Origin of the sequence: Hydrogenophaga sp. (assembly GCF_965657535.1) — a bacterium.
Classification (GTDB): Bacteria; Pseudomonadota; Gammaproteobacteria; order Burkholderiales; family Burkholderiaceae_C; genus Hydrogenophaga.
The window spans coordinates 19,081-36,518 of the sequence record NZ_CBFHOP010000007.1 but is presented as its reverse complement, the minus strand read 5'-3'; the positions used below and the strand labels follow the sequence as shown (position 1 = coordinate 36,518).

Here is a 17,438-nt window from a genome sequence, read left to right as displayed (position 1 = left end):
CGATGAGCGCAGGCGTGGCATGGTTCGCGGTTTCTGGTCGCGGGCCTGGCGCCTAGCGCGGCCTCGGTTTGCCGGTTGCTTATGCGGCGGTTTGGGCGTGCAACCGGGTGCGTGCCTTGAGGGCTTGCTGCACGGCGCGCCTCAGGGCGCTGTAGCGGCCCAGCAAGGTTTCCATGTCGGCCAGCGGCACCATGCCCGCAGCGGCCTGAGCCAGCACCGCCGCCTTCAGCGCCTGGTAGTGTTGCTCCATGGCTTGCGGGTCCAGCGCCGTATCGGCTGGCGTGGGTTCGTCGTGGGCGCTCAGCAGTGCCTGTGTGGCGGCCACAAAGGCCTGGTGGCGCTCCATCAAAACGGCGTTGGCGGCTGCGGGTGGTTGCAGCGGGGCAGCGGCCAGCGCTTGGCGGGCGCAGGTTTCGTAATAGCGCTGTATGCGCAGCAGCTCGGCCAGCCGTTCGCTGCCCTGTGCCGTCAGTGCGGAGCGGCTCATGCGTTCAACAAAAGCCTCCACGGCGGCGTCGAGCTGGGTCATGACGGTCTGGTCGCTCACCATCGCAGCCGGGGTGGCGCCGCTCAGCGCGGCATGCGCCATGCGCACACACAGCTGGCCGAAGCGGGTGACCTCACGCTCCAGCGCGTCCAGCGCCAGGGTGGGTACGGCCAACACGTTGTCGTCCAGAAAGCGGGGCTGGGCTTCGTCCTCTTCGCGCTCCCGAAAGCGCTGCAGCAGCCAGCGCGTGAGGTGGTCGGCCAGCGGCCACATGAGCACCACGCCCAGCAGGTTGAAGGTGGTGTGAAACAGTGCCAGCTTGGTGGCGGGGTCTGGAGGCAGTTCCAGCGCCTCGCGCGCGGTGGAGAGGGCACCCATGAGCCAGGGCAACAGCATCAGCGCCACCGTGCCCGTGAGCAGGTTGAAGATCACATGGGCCGCTGCGGTGCGCCGGGCGTTGGGTGTCGCGCCAATGCCGGCCAGGGCGGTGGTCACCGCGCTGCCAATGTTGGCGCCAATCACCACCGCGGCGGCGCCTTGCGGGCCAATCAGCCCGCTCTGGGCGGCCGCCAGGGTGATCGTCATGGCCGCACTGGACGACTGCATGAGCACCGTCATCATCAGGCCGATGCCCAGCTGGGCCAGCACCGAAACGGCGTCGGTTCCCTGCGGCAGGTGGATCTGGTCGGCCAGCCCCACAAAAGCCTGTTGCAGCAGCCCGATGCCCATGAAAAGCAAGCCAAAGCCAGCCAGCGCCGTGCCCAGCGCGCCGCGTCGCTGGTGTTCGCCGGTCATTCGCATCAGCGCGCCCAGGCCCACCAGCGGCAGCGCCAGCGCTTCCACTTTGAATTTCAGGCCCACCAGGGCCACGACCCAGCTGGTCATCGTGGTGCCCACGTTGGCGCCAAACACCACCCACACCGCCGGGGCCAGCCCCAGCAGGCCCGCGTTGACAAAGCCAATGGCGGCCACGCCCACCGCCGTGGACGATTGCACCATGGCCGTGACGAGGGCGCCCGAACCCAGTGCGTGCCAGCGGGTGCGGGTGGCATTGCTCAAGATGTTGTGCAAGGCCGGGCCGGCGGCAAGCTTGAGGCCGTCGGTCATCATGGACATGCCCATGAGAAACAGGCCCAGGCCGCCGACCAGCAGGCTGCTGGATTGCCATAGGTTGTTCAAAATACCACCTCGGCCACCAAGGCAATGGCGCCAATGCACACCACGTTGAGCACCAGGCCGCAGCGCATCATGGTGGCTTGCGGCACCAGGCTGGTGGCAAACACCATGGCGTTGGGCGGTGTGGCCACGGGCAGCATGAAGGCACAGGAAGCCGCCACGGCAATGGCCGCAGCCAGCAGCGGACCCGACAAGCCCAGGGCGGGCCCCACACCCATGAAGATCGGGATCAACAGCGCGGCGCTGGCGGTGTTGCTCACCAGCTCGGTGAGAAACACCACAAAGGCCACCACCCCCAGCAGCAGCCACAGCGCCGGTGCGTCTTGTACCGCGCTCACCAGCGCACCCGCCATGAAGGCACTGGCGCCACTGACCTGCATCACCTGGCTCAGCGCCAGCCCGCCGCCAAACAGCAGCAGCACGCCCCAGTGCGTTTGGTGCTCAATGGTGTTCCAGTCCAGGGCACGGGTTGCGACCAGGGCCACCAATGCCGCGATGGCAACCCAGCTGTCGAGGTCGGCGGAGATGCCGAGTGCCTGGCCGAGTGGTGCGGAGCCGACCCAGCCCGCTGCCGTCAGAACAAAGATGAGCAGCGTGGTGCGCCGGGCGGGGGTCCATGCAAAGGCCTGCGGTGCAAGCTCGATGCGGCCACCCAGGGTCGGACGCAGCATCAGGTACAGCACCCCCAACATCAACGGCATGAGCAGCGCCACCATGGGCAAACCCAGGCGCATCCAGTCGGCAAAGCCCATGCCCGCCTGCGCGGCCGCGATGGCGTTGGGCGGGCTGCCCACCAGCGTGCCAATGCCGCCAATGCTGGCGCTGTAGGCCACGCCCAGCAGCACGAAGATGCGCTCGCGCTGGCCGATGGCGCTCGGTGTTTCGGGTTCGTTTTCATCGCCGTCGTGCAGCAGACCCAGCGCCATGGGCAGCACCATGGCGGCGGTGGCGGTGTTGCTGATCCACATGGAGAGCAGGGCGGTCAGTCCAAACAGCAGCGCCACCGCGCGTGTGCGCTGCCCTGAGGCCAGGCGCAGCACGGCATGGGCCAGGGCGCGGTCCAGACCTTGCTGCTGCAAGGCGGCGGCCAGCGCAAAGCCGCCCATGAACAGAAAAATGATGGGGTGCGCAAACGACGCCAGAGCCTCCCGCATGCCCATGAGCCCGGCGGCCACCGCCAGCAGCGGCACCAGCAGGGCGGTCACGGTCAGGTGCAGTGCCTGGGTCATCCACAGCGCGCCGATGAGTGTGAACAAGGCCAGCCCGGCGCGCAAGGCCTCGGGCCCGGCCACGGCCTGGTGCACGGCAGCGGCCAGCGCACCGCAAGCCAGCGCGCGCAGCCAAGGGGCAGGCATGGGCAGTGCCATGTCAGCTGGCGTGGGCGGTGGACACCAAGACGTCGGCGCTGCCCTCGGCCAGCATGTGCTTGGTCACGCTGCCCAGCAGCAGGTCTTCGGTGGCCGACTGGCCGTGTTTGCCCAGCACCACCAGGTCGCAGTCGAGCGCCAGCTCTTGTTGGGCCATCCGTTGCGACGGGTCGCCCTCCACAATGCAAGGCTCCCACTGGCTGGCCTTGAGCCCAGCGCTCTCAGCCAGCGCATGCACCTGCTGCACAGCCTGGGTGCGGGCTTGTTGGCGGTAGTGCTCAATGGTGTTGGCGTCCACCCCGGCAAAGTGCAGTTTTTCCTCAAAAGGCACCTGAAACGCGTTGAACAGCACCAGGTGCGCGTGGGGCGCCACCCGGCGCGCCACCGCCAGCGCCTGCAGCGACCAGGGCGAAAAATCCAGCGCCACCAGCGCGCGCCGGTAGGCGGTGTGCGGCGTCTGGCGCACCACCAGCAAGGGGCGGGTGGTGCGGCTCAGCAGCCGTTCTGACGTGGAGCCCAGCACCTGGCGCCGCAAGAAGCCCTCACCGCGCGCGCCCAACACCAGCAGCGCGGCGTTCAGTTCGTCGGCTTTTTGGCCAATCTCGTCCAGCACCGAGCCGCTGGCCAGTGCGGTGTGCGCGCTCACGTGCCGCGCGGCGTGCAGATCGGCCGCCAGATGGTCGAGCTGTTGTTGGGCGTCGGCCTGCAGCTGGGCGGCCAGCGGGTGGCTGGCGCCCAGCCACTCCCGCAGGCTGTGCAGGGCGCCGCCCGACAGCACATGCATCAGCGTGAGCGGTGCGCCGGTTTCATGGGCCAGACGGGCCGCGCGCTCGGCGGCGTGGCGGGCCAGAGGCGAAAAATCGGTCACCGCCAGGATTGGCTGCGTCGGGTTCATGGGGCGTGCTCCTTGTGGCGAATGTCGTGGGCCAGGCGTTCGGCGGCGTGGTCGGCCGCATCGTCAAACGGGTTGAAGATGCGCTGTATGCCCGCTTCGGCCATGGCGCGGCCGTGCGCCGCATCGCGCACCACGCCTGCCACCTCACCACTGTAGCGGGCTGTCTGCAAGGCATGCAGCAGTGCGCGGTTGGACTCCCATTGCGGAAAGCTCGTGATCACCCATCGGGCGTGCTTGAGCGGCAGGCTTTCCAGAAAGTCGGCGTCTTCGCCGTCGCCAAAATACACCGGCAAGCCCCGTGCCTGCAGTTTGCGCACGGCTTCGGGGTCGAAGTCCACGCCCACAGCTTCAATGCCGGCCGCGCGCAGTTGCACCAGCAGGCGGCTGCCGTAGCGGCCCAGGCCAAACACGACCACCTCGGCCGGGTGGCTCAGCGCCGGCTGCTGCTCGGCGGCCAATTCTCTGAACGGGTTTTTGCGCTCAAACACGCCGAGCCACGGTGCCAGGCGTTCGTACAGCGGTTGCGAATACAGAATCATGTAGGTCGACAGGGTGATGGTGATCAGCCCCACCAGCGTGGTGAGGCCCAGCGCCTGCACGCCGATGTGGCCCAGCGTGATGCCCATGGCCACAAACACAATGGAAAATTCGCTGATTTGCGCCACCGTGAGCCCGGCCATGAAGCCGGTGCGCTTGCGGTAGCCCATGTAACCCATGATGGCCATCACGATCAGCGGGTTGCCGATCAGCACGAACACCGACAGCACGATGGCTGGCACCACCTCGGCGCCCAGCGTCGAGAAGTCGAGCTTGGCCCCCAGGTCGATGAAAAAGAACAGCAGCAGAAAGTCGCGGATGCCGGTGAGCCGGGCGTTCATGGCTTCGCGGTAGGGCGTGGAAGCCAGCGAAAAGCCCGCTATGAAGGCGCCCGCCTCTTTGCTGAAACTGGCCCATTCGCCCAGGGCCGCCAGTGCCACGCCCCAGGCAATGGCAAACACCAGCAGCAGCTCTTGCGAGCGTGCCATCGACGCCACCACCGCTGGCAGCAGCCAGCGCATCAGCACATACATCACCGCCGCTGCCAGGGTCAGCCGCCAGCCCAGCGACAGCGCCACGTCCAGCAGCGCGGTTTCCCCGCCGCCCTCGCCGGCTCCCCGCAGCGCGCTCATGGCCATCATGGCAATCACCACGGCCAGGTCTTGCACGATCAAAAAGCCCACCGCAATGCGTCCGTGCAGGCTGTCCAGTTCGCGCTTGTCCGAGAGCAGCTTGACGATGATGATGGTGCTGGAAAAGGTGAGCGCCACGGCCACATAAATGGCGTCCATCACGTCCCGGCCCAGCGCCAAAATAATGGCAAAGCCGATCACGATGGTGAACGCCAGCTGCCCCAGTCCGGTGGCCAGCGCCACCGGCCCGATGTGGCGGATGTGGTGCAAATCCAGCTTCAGGCCCACCGCAAACAGCAGCACCGCCACGCCCACCTGGGCCAGCAGGTCGATCTGGTCGTGCGCTGTGACCAGGCCCAGCACCGCCGGACCCACCACCACACCGACCACGATGTAGGCGATCAGCACCGGCTGGCGCAGCCGCACAAACACGGCGCCGGCCAAGGCGCAGATCAACAAAAGAATGGCAAATTCGGCAAAGGGTCCGTGCATACGTGGGATCCTATTCGCTGGGTTTCGGTGTCGGGCAGGGGTATTCCATGGAGGTCATTGACAGGCCGTTTTCACCCTTTCTTTTGACCTTCGTTTTGATTATGTTGGGCACGGGATACTTTTGCCTGGCTGTCGGTCGGTGCTTTGAGCGAGGTCAATGTTGGGGCCGCTTGTCCACACCGTGACAACCGGCTTTATTTATACAAAGCAAACGCTTGTTGAAAATGGGGCGGGCTGCTATGGTGCTTGTCCATGAGCCACGGTGTCACCGAATTACCTGCCCTGGATGCCCAGCGCCGAGCGCGCGGGCGCCCGCGCAAAACCGCCGACGAGCGCGACGACGGCAACCGCCGCCAGGCGGTGCTGCACGCCGCCGCGCGCCTGTTTCGCCAGCAGGGCTTTGCCGCTACCAGCACGCGCGACATTGCCGCCGCTGCGGGCATGCGCTCGGGCTCGCCGTTCTACCACTTCGAGAACAAGGCCGCGCTGCTGGGCGCGGTGATGCAAGAAGGCATGCGCAGCGCGTTGCAGCGCCAGGCCGAAGCGGTGGGCGCAGCCGCCGAAAGCGGTGCCGACGACCCGCTGCCTTTGACCTCGCGCGAGTGCCTGCGGGTGCTGGTGCGCAACCATTTTGAGGTGTTGCTGGGCCCGGACAGCGACTTCATCCCGGTCATGCTCTACGAATGGCGCTCGCTGAGCGAAGCGCAACGTTCTGAGGTGAACGGTCTGAAAGCCGAATACGAAGCGGCCTGGGTGCCGGTGCTGCACGCGCTGCACGCCAGCGGCGAGCTGCAGGGCGACCCGGGGCTGGCGCGCTTGATGATCTTTGGCGCGCTGAACTGGTCGGTGCAGTGGTACGACGCGGCGCGCCAGGCCACGCTGGACGACCTGACCGAGACCGCGCTGCTGCTCTTTTTGAAGGACCCCAAATGAAGACCAACGACTCGGCGGGCGGGGCATACCGCTCGGTTTTTGCACCCGGCCTGCTGGCGCACCGGGTGGTGGTGGTCACGGGCGGTGGCTCGGGCATTGGCCGCTGCACCGCACACGAACTGGCCAGCCTGGGTGCCCATGTGGTGCTGATGGGGCGCAACCTGGCCAAGCTTCAAGACACGGCCGGCGAGATCGTGGCCGACGGTGGTCGCGCGAGTTTCCACGCCTGCGACATCCGCCAGGAAGACGCGGTGCGCACCGTGGTCACCGCCATCGTTGGGGCGCACGGCCGCATCGATGGGCTGGTGAACAACGCGGGCGGGCAATACATCGCTCCGCTGGAAAACATCAGCGCCAAGGGCTGGCAGGCGGTGATTGACACCAACCTCACTGGCGGCTTTCTGGTGGCGCGCGAGTGTTATGTGCAGAGCATGCAGGCGCATGGGGGATCAATAGTCAACATCGTGGCCGACATGTGGGGCTCCATGCCGGGCATGGGCCACAGCGGCGCAGCGCGTGCGGGCATGGTGAGCTTCACCGAAACGGCGGCGGTCGAGTGGGCGCGCAGCGGCGTGCGGGTGAACGCGGTGGCACCGGGTTACATCGCGTCCAGCGGTATGGACCACTACCCTGCAGAGGCCGGCCCCATGCTGCGCGAGATGCGCAGCACGGTGCCCGCAGGCCGCTTTGGCAACGAGGCCGAAACCTCGGCGGCCATTGTGTTTTTGCTCAGCCCGGCGGCCAGTTTCATCAGCGGCAGCGTGCTGCGCGTGGACGGCGCGCGCCCGCAGGTGCGCATGGGCTGGGGCCAGGTGGCCGCGCCCGTTGCGGTGCAGACCCGTGACGCGGTGAAACCTTTCGATGGCTTCCACCGCAGCGTCACACCCCAGGTGTTCCAGGATGTTTGAGTCCAGTTTCAACCCCCAGAGCCCGCAGGCCCAGCAGCGCCGCGAAGCCATGCTGGCCCGCGTGGCTCAATTGCGCGCGCTGGAAGACCGCGCCGCGCAAGCCTCGGCGAAATCGAAACCGGTGTTTGACAAGCGCGGCCAGCTGCTGCCGCGCGAACGCGTGGCGCTGCTGCTCGACCCCGGGGCGCCGTATTTGCCGCTGTGCTCGTTGGCCGGGTATCTGCAAGACACCTCCAACCCCGACAAGTCCGTGCCCGGCGGCGGCATGGTGGCCGGTATCGGTTTCATTGCGGGCGTGCGCTGCATGGTGGTGGCCAGCGACTCGGGCATCGAGGCCGGCGCCATCCAGCCGCGTGGGCTGGAAAAGATTTTGCGCGTGCAAGACATGGCGTTGGAAAACAAGCTGCCCTTCATCCACTTGGTGGAAAGCGCGGGCGCCAACCTCATGAAATACCAGGTCGAGGGCTTCGTGCTCGGCGGCGGCCTGTTTCGCAACCTGGCGCGCCACTCGGCCGCGGGTTTGCCGGTCATCACCGTGCAGCACGGCTCGGGCACGGCCGGTGGGGCTTACATGCCGGGGCTGAGCGACGTGGTGGTCATGGTGCGCGGCCGCTCGCGGGCGTTTCTGGCCGGGCCGCCGCTGCTCATGGCCGCCACCGGCGAGGTGGCCACCGAAGAAGAGCTGGGTGGTGCCGAAATGCACACCGGTGTGTCGGGGCTGGGCGAGTATCTGGCGGAGGACGACCGGGAGGCGCTGGGTTTGGCGCGGGCGGTGGTGGGGCAGTTGGGATCGCACGCGCAGACCTTCACCCCGGTCCCCGAACCCATGTTCCCGGCCGAAGACCTGCTGGCCCTCATGCCTACCCACCACCGCGAGCCGGTGGACATGCGCGAGGTCATGCTGCGCCTCACCGACGCCTCCGAACTGCTCGAATTCAAACCGCTTTACGGCGCTGCCACGGTGTGCGTGCAGGCACGCATTGGCGGCCATGCGGTCGGTCTCATCAGCAACAACGGCCCCATCGACGTGGCCGGCGCCAACAAGGCCACGCACTTCATTCAGTGGATGTGCCAGCTCGGCCACCCGCTCGTTTACCTGCAAAACACCACCGGCTACATGGTGGGCAAAGACAGCGAGCAGGGCGGCATGATCAAGCACGGCAGCAAGATGATCCAGGCCGTGACCAACGCCACCGTGCCGCAAATCACCCTGCAGTGCGGGGCGTCGTTTGGCGCGGGCAACTACGGCATGTGCGGGCGGGGCTACGCGCCCCGGTTCCTGTTCAGCTGGCCCAACGCACGCACGGCGGTGATGGGCGGCGAGCAGGCCGCGCGCACCATGCAGATCGTGGCTGAAGCTGGCATGGCGCGCAAAGGCATCACGCCCGACCCGGTGCAGATGCAGGCGCAGTTTGAGCAGATCGTGAACGTGTTTGAAAGCCAGGCCGACGCGTTCTACACCAGCGGCCTGGTGCTGGACGACGGCGTGATCGACCCGCGCGACAGCCGTGCCGTGTTGCGTTTTTGCCTGGACACCTGCGCCGAAGCCGCCACGCGCCAGCCCCGCCCCATGCAGTTTGGCGTGGCCCGCATGTGACCCGCTCTTTTTTTAAAAATACCGGAGACAAGCCATGCAATTCACCCACGAACACCGCGAAATACAGAACACGCTCAAGCGCTTCATTGAAGACGAGATCAACCCGCATGTGGACGAATGGGAGGCGGCTGAAATCTTCCCGGCACACGAGGTGTTTAAAGGGCTGGGCCAGCTGGGCTTGCTGGGCCTGACCAAGCCCGAAGCCTTTGGCGGCGCCGGGCTGGACTACAGCTACAGCCTGGCCATGGCCGAGGCGCTGGGCCACATTGACTGCGGTGGCGTGCCCATGGCCATTGGCGTGCAGACCGACATGGCCACCCCCGCGCTGGCGCGTTTTGGCAGCGATGAACTGCGCGCCCAGTTTCTCGCCCCCGCCATTGCCGGCGACATGGTGGGTTGCATTGGCGTGAGCGAGCCCGCAGCGGGCAGCGACGTGGCCGGCATCAAAACCTTTGCCCGAAAAGACGGTGACGACTACGTCATCAGCGGGCAAAAAATGTGGATCACCAACAGCCTGCAAGCCGACTGGATGTGCATGCTGGTGAACACCAGCGAAGGCCCCGCGCACAAAAACAAAAGCCTGGTGATGGTGCCCATGCGCGAAAACGGCCAGCTGCTGCCCGGCATTGACGTGGGCAAAAAGATCAAAAAAATCGGCATGAACAGCAGCGACACCGGATTGATTTATTTTGACGAGGTGCGCGTGCCGCAGCGCTACCGCATTGGGCAAGAGGGCGCGGGCTTCATCTACCAGATGCAGCAGTTTCAGGAAGAGCGCCTGTGGTGCGCCGCCAGCACGCTGCAGAGCCTGAGCAACTGCATCCAGTGGACGGTGGACTGGGCGCACGAGCGCAAGCTGTTTGGCGCCACGCTGGCCGACCAGCAGTGGGTGCAGTTCAAGCTGGCCGAACTCAAGGCCGATGTGGAGAGCCTGCGAGCGCTCACCTACATGGCCTGCGAACACTACGTGGCCGGCGAAGACGTGACCGAATGGGCCACCATGGCCAAGCTCAAGGCCGGCCGCCTCAACCGCGTGGTGCCCGACACCTGCCTGCAGTTTTGGGGTGGCATGGGCTTTACCTGGGAAAACAAGGTGTCGCGTATGTACCGCGACGGGCGCCTGGCCTCCATTGGCGGCGGAGCCGACGAAGTGATGCTCGGCATTTTGGCCAAGAGCATGGGTTTACAGAAGGCACCCCTGCGCCGCTGAAAGGGGGACCGCGCCCTTGGACCGGCAGAGCCGGATCTTCGGCGCCTCTGGTGAATGCACTTCTATCTAACGGGTGATCCCTATGAGCAATTTTCTGGTGGTGCGGCATGGCGATGTGGAGCGCTGGACGCTGAACGATCCGGCAACCCGCAACGCCCTGAGCGACGGCATGGTGGTGGCGCTGTTTGAGGCCTGCCTGCGCGCCAAGCACGACGACACGCTGCGCGTGGTGGTGCTCACTGGCGCGGCCGGTGCGTTTTGTGCCGGGGGCAGCCTGGGCGGTTTCGCCAGCGCCATCGGCCAGCCTTTGCCGTTCGGCGAAACCGACCCGCTGCTGGCCATGAACCGCAGCTTTGGCGACGTGTTGCACGCGCTCGCCGAGCTGCCGCAGCTGCTGGTGTGCGCGGTGGACGGCCCGGCCATGGGCGGCGGCTTCGGCCTGGTGTGCTGTGCCGACCATGTCATCGCCACCGAGCGTTCGGTGTTTGCCACACCCGAGGTCACGCTGGGCCTGCCCCCCGCGCAGATTGCGCCCTTTGTGTGGATGCGCCTGGGCGATGCCGCAGCACGCCAGTGCCTGCTGCAAGGGCGCCGCTGGCTCGCCGCCGAAGCCCAGGCCCTGGGTCTGGTGAACGACCTGGCCGCCGATGGCGAACTGGAGGTGGCGCTGCACGACACCCTGCAGCGCCTGAACGCTGCAGCACCCGGCGCCGTGGCCAGCACCAAGCGCTTGCTGCAGCGCTTGCGCGGCCGCGTGCCCGACCTGCGCGACGAAGCTGCGCTGGCCTTTGCCGCCGCCCTGCGCGGGCCCGAGGCCGAAGCCGGCCTGCTGGCGTTTGCCCGCAAGCAGCCCGCGCCATGGCTCAAAACCGACCAGGACCGCGCATGAAGCGGCTGCAGAAACTTCTGGTTGCCAACCGCGGCGAAATCGCCCGCCGCATCATCCGCACCGCCCACGCCATGGGCATGGCCACCGTGGCGGTGTATTCCGATGCCGACCGCGATGCGCTGCATGTGCGCGAAGCCACCACCGCCGTGGCCCTGGGCGGCCTGAGCTCGGCCGATTCTTATTTGCGCGTGGACGCGCTGCTGGCCGCCGCACACGCCAGCGGCGCCGACGCTGTGCACCCCGGCTACGGCTTTCTGAGCGAAAGCGCCGGCTTTGCCCAGGCCGTGCTCGACGCCGGCCTGATCTGGGTCGGGCCACCGCCCGCCGCCATTCGTGCGCTGGGCAGCAAGTCGGGCGCCAAAGCCCTGGCGCAGGCCCATGGCGTGCCCTGCTTGCCGGGTTACGCCGGTGCCGACCAAAGCCCTGAGGTGTTTGAGACCGAGGCCACGCGCCTGGGCTTTCCGCTCATGGTGAAAGCCGTGGCTGGCGGCGGCGGGCGCGGCATGCGCCTGGTGAACGGCATGGCCCAGCTGCGGCCCGCGCTGCACAGCGCCCGCTCGGAAGCCCTGGCCGGTTTCGGCAACGGCGACCTGCTGATGGAACGCGCCCTGCTGCAGCCGCGCCATGTGGAGGTGCAGGTGTTTGCTGACGCGCACGGCCACTGCATTCACCTGGGTGAACGGGATTGCTCGGTGCAACGCCGCCACCAGAAAATCATTGAAGAGGCCCCCAGCCCGGCGGTGTCGCCCGCGCTGCGCGCCGAGCTGGGCCGCTGCGCCGTGGCGCTGGCGCAGGCAGCGGGCTATGTGGGCGCGGGCACGGTGGAATTTTTGCTGGACGAAGACCCTCACCCCAGCCCTCTCCCGCACGCGGGAGAGGGGGTAGGGCAGGGTTTCGCCGCCGGGCCGCCCCAAGGCGAAACAGCCCCCGTGGGGGGCAGCGACCCGCGCAGCGGCGGAGCGTGGGGGCCTACTTTTTACTTGATGGAGATGAACACCCGCCTGCAGGTCGAACACCCCGTCACGGAAATGCTCACCGGGCTCGATTTGGTCGAATGGCAACTGCGCATTGCCCGCGGTGAACCACTGCCGCTCACGCAAGACCAGGTGCGATGGCAAGGCCACGCCATCGAAGTGCGCCTGTGCGCCGAAGACGACGACCACACGCCCCACACCGGCCGCGTGCGCCATTTCAGCGCACCCGCTGCGTCCCCTGGCCTGCGGTTTGACCACGCGCTGGAAACCGGCAGCACCGTCACCCCGTTTTACGACGCCATGCTGGGCAAGCTGATCGCCCACGCGGCCACCCGCGCCGAGGCCATTGACCGCCTGGGCCACGCGCTGGCGCACACCCAGGTGCTGGGTTTGCCCACCAACCGCGCCTTTTTGGCGAGTTGCTTGCAGCACCCGGTGTTTCGTGCGGGCGCTGCACGCATTCCCTTTCTGGCCGAACACGGCGCCGCCGTGCGCGCGGCCCTGCAGGGCACGCCGGCCACCCAGGTGGTGGCCGCGCTCGCCATGCTGTATACCGCCGCTGCGCCGGCTGCCGCACTGCCCAGCCCTTACCCGCGCAGCCTGCGCCTGCGGGTGGGTGCCACGCCGCTGGCGCTCAGCGTGCAAGAAACGGGCGGCGGGTGCCTGCAGGTGACCGTGGACGACCGCACCCACGCGGCCCAGGTGCAGCCCGGTGCCGCCGGCGGCCTGCGCATCACGCTCGACGGCGTGTGTTGGCAGGCCCACGCCGTGGCCGTGGTGCCGGCGGGTGTCGTGCCGCGCTGGCATGTGCAGGTCAGCGGCGGCTCTTTGCCCGCAGGGCAGGCCAGCCAAGACCTGTGGCTGGACGACCTGAGCTTTGCCCCGCGCGCAGCCACAGGCGGTGCCGCCGCCGGGCTCGAACTGCGCGCGCCGTTCAACGGCAAGCTGCTGGCCCTGCATGCCCAGGTGGGCGACGCCGTGGTGCGCGGCGCCCCGTTGCTGGTGATCGAGTCCATGAAGCTCGAACACACCTTGGCCGCTCCGCGCGACGGCACCCTGGAAAGCCTGAACGCGGCCGTGGGCCAGCAAGTCACACCCGGCCAGTTGCTGGCCACTTTCGCGGCCTGAACGGCTTGCCCTTCAAGGTGTTGTCCATCCAGCCGCCGTGTCTGGCCCCTCCCCACGCTGGGGAAAGGCTGGCATGGAGCCGGCGCAAGACAGCATGGGCTCACCGCACAACACTTCGCCTTGGCTTGTGCCGCAGCGCCGGTAGAGCCCCCAACCCTTCCCAGCGGGGGGAGGAAGGCACCGCACAGCCCTGCACCCTTTCACCCAACCGCTCAAACCTGAAGCCCAAGTCATGACCCAACCCGGCTCCGACGACTTCACCACCGAAGACCGCAGCGCCCTCATCGACACCGTGCGCCGCTTCGCCACCCAGGCCATTGCGCCCCATGTGAGCGCCTGGGACGACGCGGGTGAAATCCCCCGCACGCTTTACGGCGATGCCGCCCGGCTTGGCCTGCTCGGCCTGGGCTACCCCGAGGCCTTGGGCGGCACGCCCGCGCCGTGGTCGGTGCGCAACGCCATGTCGCAAACGCTGGCCCGCCATGGCGGCAGCGGTGGCGTCATGGCCAGCCTGTTTTCACACAACATTGGCCTGCCCCCGGTGCTTGCCCACGGCACGCCCGAGCAGCAAGCCGAGATCATCCCGCCCGTGCTGCGAGGCGAAAAAATCGCCGCACTCGGTATCACCGAGCCCGGTGGTGGGTCTGACGTGGCGAGCCTGCGCACCACCGCCAGGCTCGACGGCGCCGACTACGTGATCGACGGCGAAAAAGTGTTCATCACCTCTGGCGTGCGCGCCGACTGGATCACCCTTGCCGTGCGCACCGACCTGCAAAGCCAAGGCGCCAGCGGCCTCTCCATGATCGCCGTGCCCTGCGATCGGCCCGGCATCTCGCGCAGCCCGCTGCGCAAAATGGGCTGGCACTGTTCAGACACCGCCTTGCTGCGGTTTGACGGCGTGCGCGTACCCACGCGCTACCGCCTGGGCAAAGAGGGTGCGGGCTTTCGCATCATCATGAGCAACTTCAATGGCGAGCGCCTGGCGCTGGCCACTATGGCGCTCGGGTTTGCCGAAGCCTGCTACGACGAAGTCCTGGTCTGGGCACGCCAGCGCCACACCTTTGGCGCCCCGCTCATCGAGCGCCAGGTGATCCGCCACAAGCTCATGGACATGCAGATGCGCATCGCCAGCACCCAGGCCTGGGTGGACGCCTTGGGTGCCCGCGCCGATGCCGGCGACCAGGGAACAGATTGGATTGCCAACGTCTGCCTGCTCAAAAACCACGCCACCCAGACCATGCAGTTTTGCGCCGACGCCGCCGTGCAAATGCTCGGCGGCATGGGCTACATGCACGGCACCGTCACCGAACGCATTTACCGCGAAGTCAAGGTCATGATGATCGGCGGCGGCGCCGAAGAAATCATGAAAGAACTCGCCGCCCGGCAGCTGGGCCTCTGAAGCCTGCCCTCCATCCCACACAATCTCCGCATGACCAAAACCATCACCCTTCCTACCGAATTCGAGCCCGAGTTCATTGCCGGTCTCAAAGCCATCTTTGAAGAAAAAATCGTTTTCAACCAGGTACTCGGCCTCAAGATCACCAGCCTGCTGCCCGAACGCGTCACCGCCCGCATCGACATGAAGCCCCAGCTGGTGGGGCACTACAGCTACAACCGCATCCACGGCGGCGTCATCAGCGCCGGGCTCGACGCCATGGGCGGCCTCGCCTGCATGGCCGCCATTGGCGCCCGCCACATGGACGAAACGCCCGAACAGCGCCTGCACCGCTTCGGCAAGCTCGGCACCATCGACCTGCGCATCGACTACCTGCGCCCCGGCATCGGCACCCATTTCGAACTGCGCGCCGAAGTCATGCGCCTGGGCTCGCGCGTGGCCTCCACCCGCATGGAGTTTTTGGGGCCAGACGGCAAACTGCTGTCCTGCGGCTCGGGCGCCTACATCGTGTCGTGAGACCCCAGCCTCCCCTTGGGCCGAGCCCTTCGACGGCCTCAGGACAGGCTCGGTCAAAGCCTCAGCGCATCCCGCGCCTGCAACGCTGGGCCCGCGTGCTTTGGGCTTCGCCCAACACCCTCATCGGCCTGGCGCTGGGCCTGCTGCTGGTCCCGCTGGGTGCGCGCATGCGGCGGGTGGACGGCGTGCTCGAAATCGCCGCCCAGCGCCAGCGGCCCCGCCGCCGCTGGCCCTTCACCGCCATCACGTTCGGCCATGTCATCGTGGGCACCCACGCACAAGAGCTGGAGCGCCTGCGCGCCCACGAGCGCGTTCATGTGCGCCAGTGCGAGCGCTGGGGCCCGCTGTTTCTGCCAGCCTATCTGCTGGCCGGGGCCTGGCAGTGGGTGCGCGGGCGGCGCGCCTATTGGGACAACCCGTATGAGGTGGAGGCACGGCGGGTTGGCGGGTGTTGAGGGGCTGTTGTCGACATATTCCTGTCGTCCGGTGACTCAAGGTCAAAGTCTCGTGTGCAGCGTGAGGAGCCTGTCGGTGCGGGCAGGTCAACTCGCTGTGACCGCCATGATGCTGACCTTCGGTGCGGCCGCCATCCCTGGCCCGAGTGACAGCTACGTGAGGTACAGCTGACGTTGGATCGCGGATGGGCTCGGTCGCTGCTTCGGCGACTGCATGCCTGTCGTGCGAAATGGTGGAATCGACCCGGAGCGGTCCTGCAAAGCCCCAAAGCGAAGCGGTCACTGGGTACCAGTAGATGCCGGGTTGCGTGGTTTACTTATACCTGTATAGAAATCAGGTCTTGGCGTCCAACCCTTTGTTCCGATTACATTCCCGGGAGAATGAGATGACCAGAGTATCCCGCACTGTCCAGAATATCCTGCAGGATCTGCGAGATACATTGCGTTAGGCCACCCACTATGTCTATTACGATTTCCATGCGTCATTATTTGTCGATAGGCCATCTATCGGCAGCTGCCTTGTTTGCGAGTCAGTGCAAAGAAATTGAGTCCACAACTCAAGCCACCCCGATTGACAGCCCCCAGCGCAGACAACACAACGCTTGCGCCATCTCGTCGGTGATTGTCTCTGCGGCCTTTCTCGAAGCAAAAATCAATGAGATATTCTCAGACTGCTCCGATAACCACAGCACCGAACGGATTGCCTCCTTGCCGGCCAGAAATTTAATGGCGAATCTATGGAAGAAAGGAATCCCCAGAACAGCAGCCTACCCGATTTTTGAGAAGTACGAAATCGCACTGGAGTTAAACGGGAAACCAGCCTTCAATGCGGGAGCAAGCACTTAACAAGATGTAAAACTCCTGATTGAATTGCGCAATGCATTAATTCACTACGAGCCTGAAACAATAGTTGGATACAGCGGGCAAGCAAATCCACAACCACACAAGTTTGAAAAGCGACTCAAAGGAAAATTTCCTATCAACACGATAACAGGATTGAGTAATACGTTTTATCCGGATAAGGTCCTCGGTGCAGGTTGCGCCCAATGGGCGGTAAGCGCTGCTGTTGCGTTTACTGATGAATTTTTTCAAAAGCTCGGCATCACTCCGACTTATGAGCACATTCGCACAACATATCTATGAGCCATTTATCCGTGTGTGGCCTAAAATTACGGTCAAGCGGACGCCAACAAAGCCCATGGCTTCGCCATTTTCATGGGCTTTGTTGGTTCCCTCCAATCGCTGCGCTCCTTCCGGCGCTGCTTACCTTGGGCTTTAGGCTTCCTTCTCGCGAGAGCCCCTTCATCTCCAGCAAACGTACACAAATCGATGCGCCATCAACTAATACTCAGCATTGCTTCTGCGGCAGTTCTCTTCGGCTGTTCAAACGAACCAGAAGTGAACATCGCTATAGCACCGGAAACACCTGCACCCATCAAATCAATTGTAGAACAGGCATGGCCCAAGATATTAGCCAGTTGCCCAGGGGTGCAAAAGTATTGGTCAGACATTCAGTTCGCGGGCATTGAAGACAATCTTTCCTACGCGCCTGAGAATGCGAAGCGCATCGAGATCAATTTCAGCGTGTCTGAAAGACCTGCGAAAATCCCAGGCAGCTACCGTGCTGCTGGGCATACATGTTTCTTCTCAGTGAGCCCAAACGGGAAGAAACTTAGCATCTCAAAAAGCCCGTGTGCCTCGCTATGCACCGACACCGAGCAGTCCAGCGAATACTCAAAGGACCTGTGAGTTGACATCAGACCTCGCATTTGGCACCAGCTTAACTGGGCGTTGCAGGGCGCGCGCATATTTCGCATCGCTGCGGCAAGGCCTTATGGGCACCCCT

General features: G+C 65.7%; 16 protein-coding genes. 12 read left to right on the top strand and 4 right to left on the bottom strand.

The genetic code is table 11. The features are described from left to right. Positions 1-79: 79 nt before the first annotated feature. The 4 genes from ACTG4K_RS13235 to ACTG4K_RS13220 are packed head-to-tail and all read right to left on the bottom strand — an operon-like array spanning position 80 to position 5,586. A complete protein-coding gene (locus tag ACTG4K_RS13235) occupies positions 80-1,666 on the bottom strand; it encodes a Na/Pi cotransporter family protein (RefSeq protein ID WP_439114683.1) in 1,587 nt (528 codons plus the stop codon). Next, a complete protein-coding gene (locus ACTG4K_RS13230; RefSeq protein WP_439114682.1) occupies positions 1,663-3,030 on the bottom strand; it encodes an SLC13 family permease in 1,368 nt (455 codons plus the stop codon). Before ACTG4K_RS13230 ends, ACTG4K_RS13235 begins: the two co-directional genes overlap by 4 nt. 1 nt (position 3,031) lies before the next feature. Next, a complete protein-coding gene (locus tag ACTG4K_RS13225; RefSeq protein ID WP_439114681.1) occupies positions 3,032-3,925 on the bottom strand; it encodes a universal stress protein in 894 nt (297 codons plus the stop codon). Next, a complete protein-coding gene (locus ACTG4K_RS13220; RefSeq protein WP_439114680.1) occupies positions 3,922-5,586 on the bottom strand; it encodes a cation:proton antiporter in 1,665 nt (554 codons plus the stop codon). Before ACTG4K_RS13220 ends, ACTG4K_RS13225 begins: the two co-directional genes overlap by 4 nt. A gap of 252 nt (positions 5,587-5,838) precedes the next feature. Here ACTG4K_RS13220 and ACTG4K_RS13215 point away from each other — a divergent pair, with 252 nt between their 5' ends. The 12 genes from ACTG4K_RS13215 (at position 5,839) to ACTG4K_RS13160 (ending at position 17,341) form a co-directional block, all read left to right on the top strand. Continuing rightward, positions 5,839-6,519 (top strand): TetR/AcrR family transcriptional regulator, encoded by a 681-nt coding sequence (locus ACTG4K_RS13215; RefSeq protein WP_439114679.1) that lies wholly within the window; start codon positions 5,839-5,841, stop codon positions 6,517-6,519. Then, positions 6,516-7,427, top strand: coding sequence for an SDR family oxidoreductase (locus ACTG4K_RS13210; RefSeq protein WP_439114678.1), 912 nt, complete (start codon positions 6,516-6,518; stop codon positions 7,425-7,427). The genes ACTG4K_RS13215 and ACTG4K_RS13210 overlap by 4 nt, the downstream gene beginning before the upstream one ends. Further along, a complete protein-coding gene (locus ACTG4K_RS13205) occupies positions 7,420-9,024 on the top strand; it encodes an acyl-CoA carboxylase subunit beta (protein WP_439114677.1) in 1,605 nt (534 codons plus the stop codon). Before ACTG4K_RS13210 ends, ACTG4K_RS13205 begins: the two co-directional genes overlap by 8 nt. A 34-nt stretch (positions 9,025-9,058) precedes the next feature. Then, the gene (locus ACTG4K_RS13200; RefSeq protein WP_439114676.1) at positions 9,059-10,234 is read left to right on the top strand and encodes an acyl-CoA dehydrogenase family protein; all 1,176 of its coding nucleotides are present in this window, start codon (positions 9,059-9,061) and stop codon (positions 10,232-10,234) included. Positions 10,235-10,316: 82 nt separating this feature from the next. Beyond that, on the top strand, positions 10,317-11,123 hold the full coding sequence (locus ACTG4K_RS13195; protein ID WP_439114675.1) for an enoyl-CoA hydratase/isomerase family protein: 807 nt from the start codon (positions 10,317-10,319) through the stop codon (positions 11,121-11,123). Then, positions 11,120-13,225, top strand: a complete 2,106-nt coding sequence (locus tag ACTG4K_RS13190; protein WP_439114674.1) for a biotin carboxylase N-terminal domain-containing protein — start codon at positions 11,120-11,122, stop codon at positions 13,223-13,225. The genes ACTG4K_RS13195 and ACTG4K_RS13190 overlap by 4 nt, the downstream gene beginning before the upstream one ends. A gap of 232 nt (positions 13,226-13,457) precedes the next feature. Continuing rightward, complete coding sequence (locus ACTG4K_RS13185) at positions 13,458-14,624, top strand: acyl-CoA dehydrogenase family protein (protein ID WP_439114673.1); 1,167 nt, start codon at positions 13,458-13,460, stop codon at positions 14,622-14,624. 30 nt (positions 14,625-14,654) lie between these two features. Next, positions 14,655-15,137, top strand: a complete 483-nt coding sequence (locus tag ACTG4K_RS13180) for a thioesterase family protein (RefSeq protein WP_439114672.1) — start codon at positions 14,655-14,657, stop codon at positions 15,135-15,137. A 95-nt stretch (positions 15,138-15,232) separates the two neighbouring features. Continuing rightward, on the top strand, positions 15,233-15,592 hold the full coding sequence (locus tag ACTG4K_RS13175) for a signal peptide prediction (protein WP_439114671.1): 360 nt from the start codon (positions 15,233-15,235) through the stop codon (positions 15,590-15,592). Between the two features lie 459 nt (positions 15,593-16,051). After that, positions 16,052-16,438, top strand: coding sequence for a hypothetical protein (locus ACTG4K_RS13170; RefSeq protein WP_439114670.1), 387 nt, complete (start codon positions 16,052-16,054; stop codon positions 16,436-16,438). A gap of 24 nt (positions 16,439-16,462) precedes the next feature. Beyond that, entirely contained in the window at positions 16,463-16,735 is a 273-nt protein-coding gene (locus ACTG4K_RS13165; RefSeq protein ID WP_439114669.1) for a hypothetical protein, read from the top strand. Between the two features lie 72 nt (positions 16,736-16,807). After that, positions 16,808-17,341, top strand: a complete 534-nt coding sequence (locus ACTG4K_RS13160; protein WP_439114668.1) for a hypothetical protein — start codon at positions 16,808-16,810, stop codon at positions 17,339-17,341. Positions 17,342-17,438: the final 97 nt, after the last annotated feature.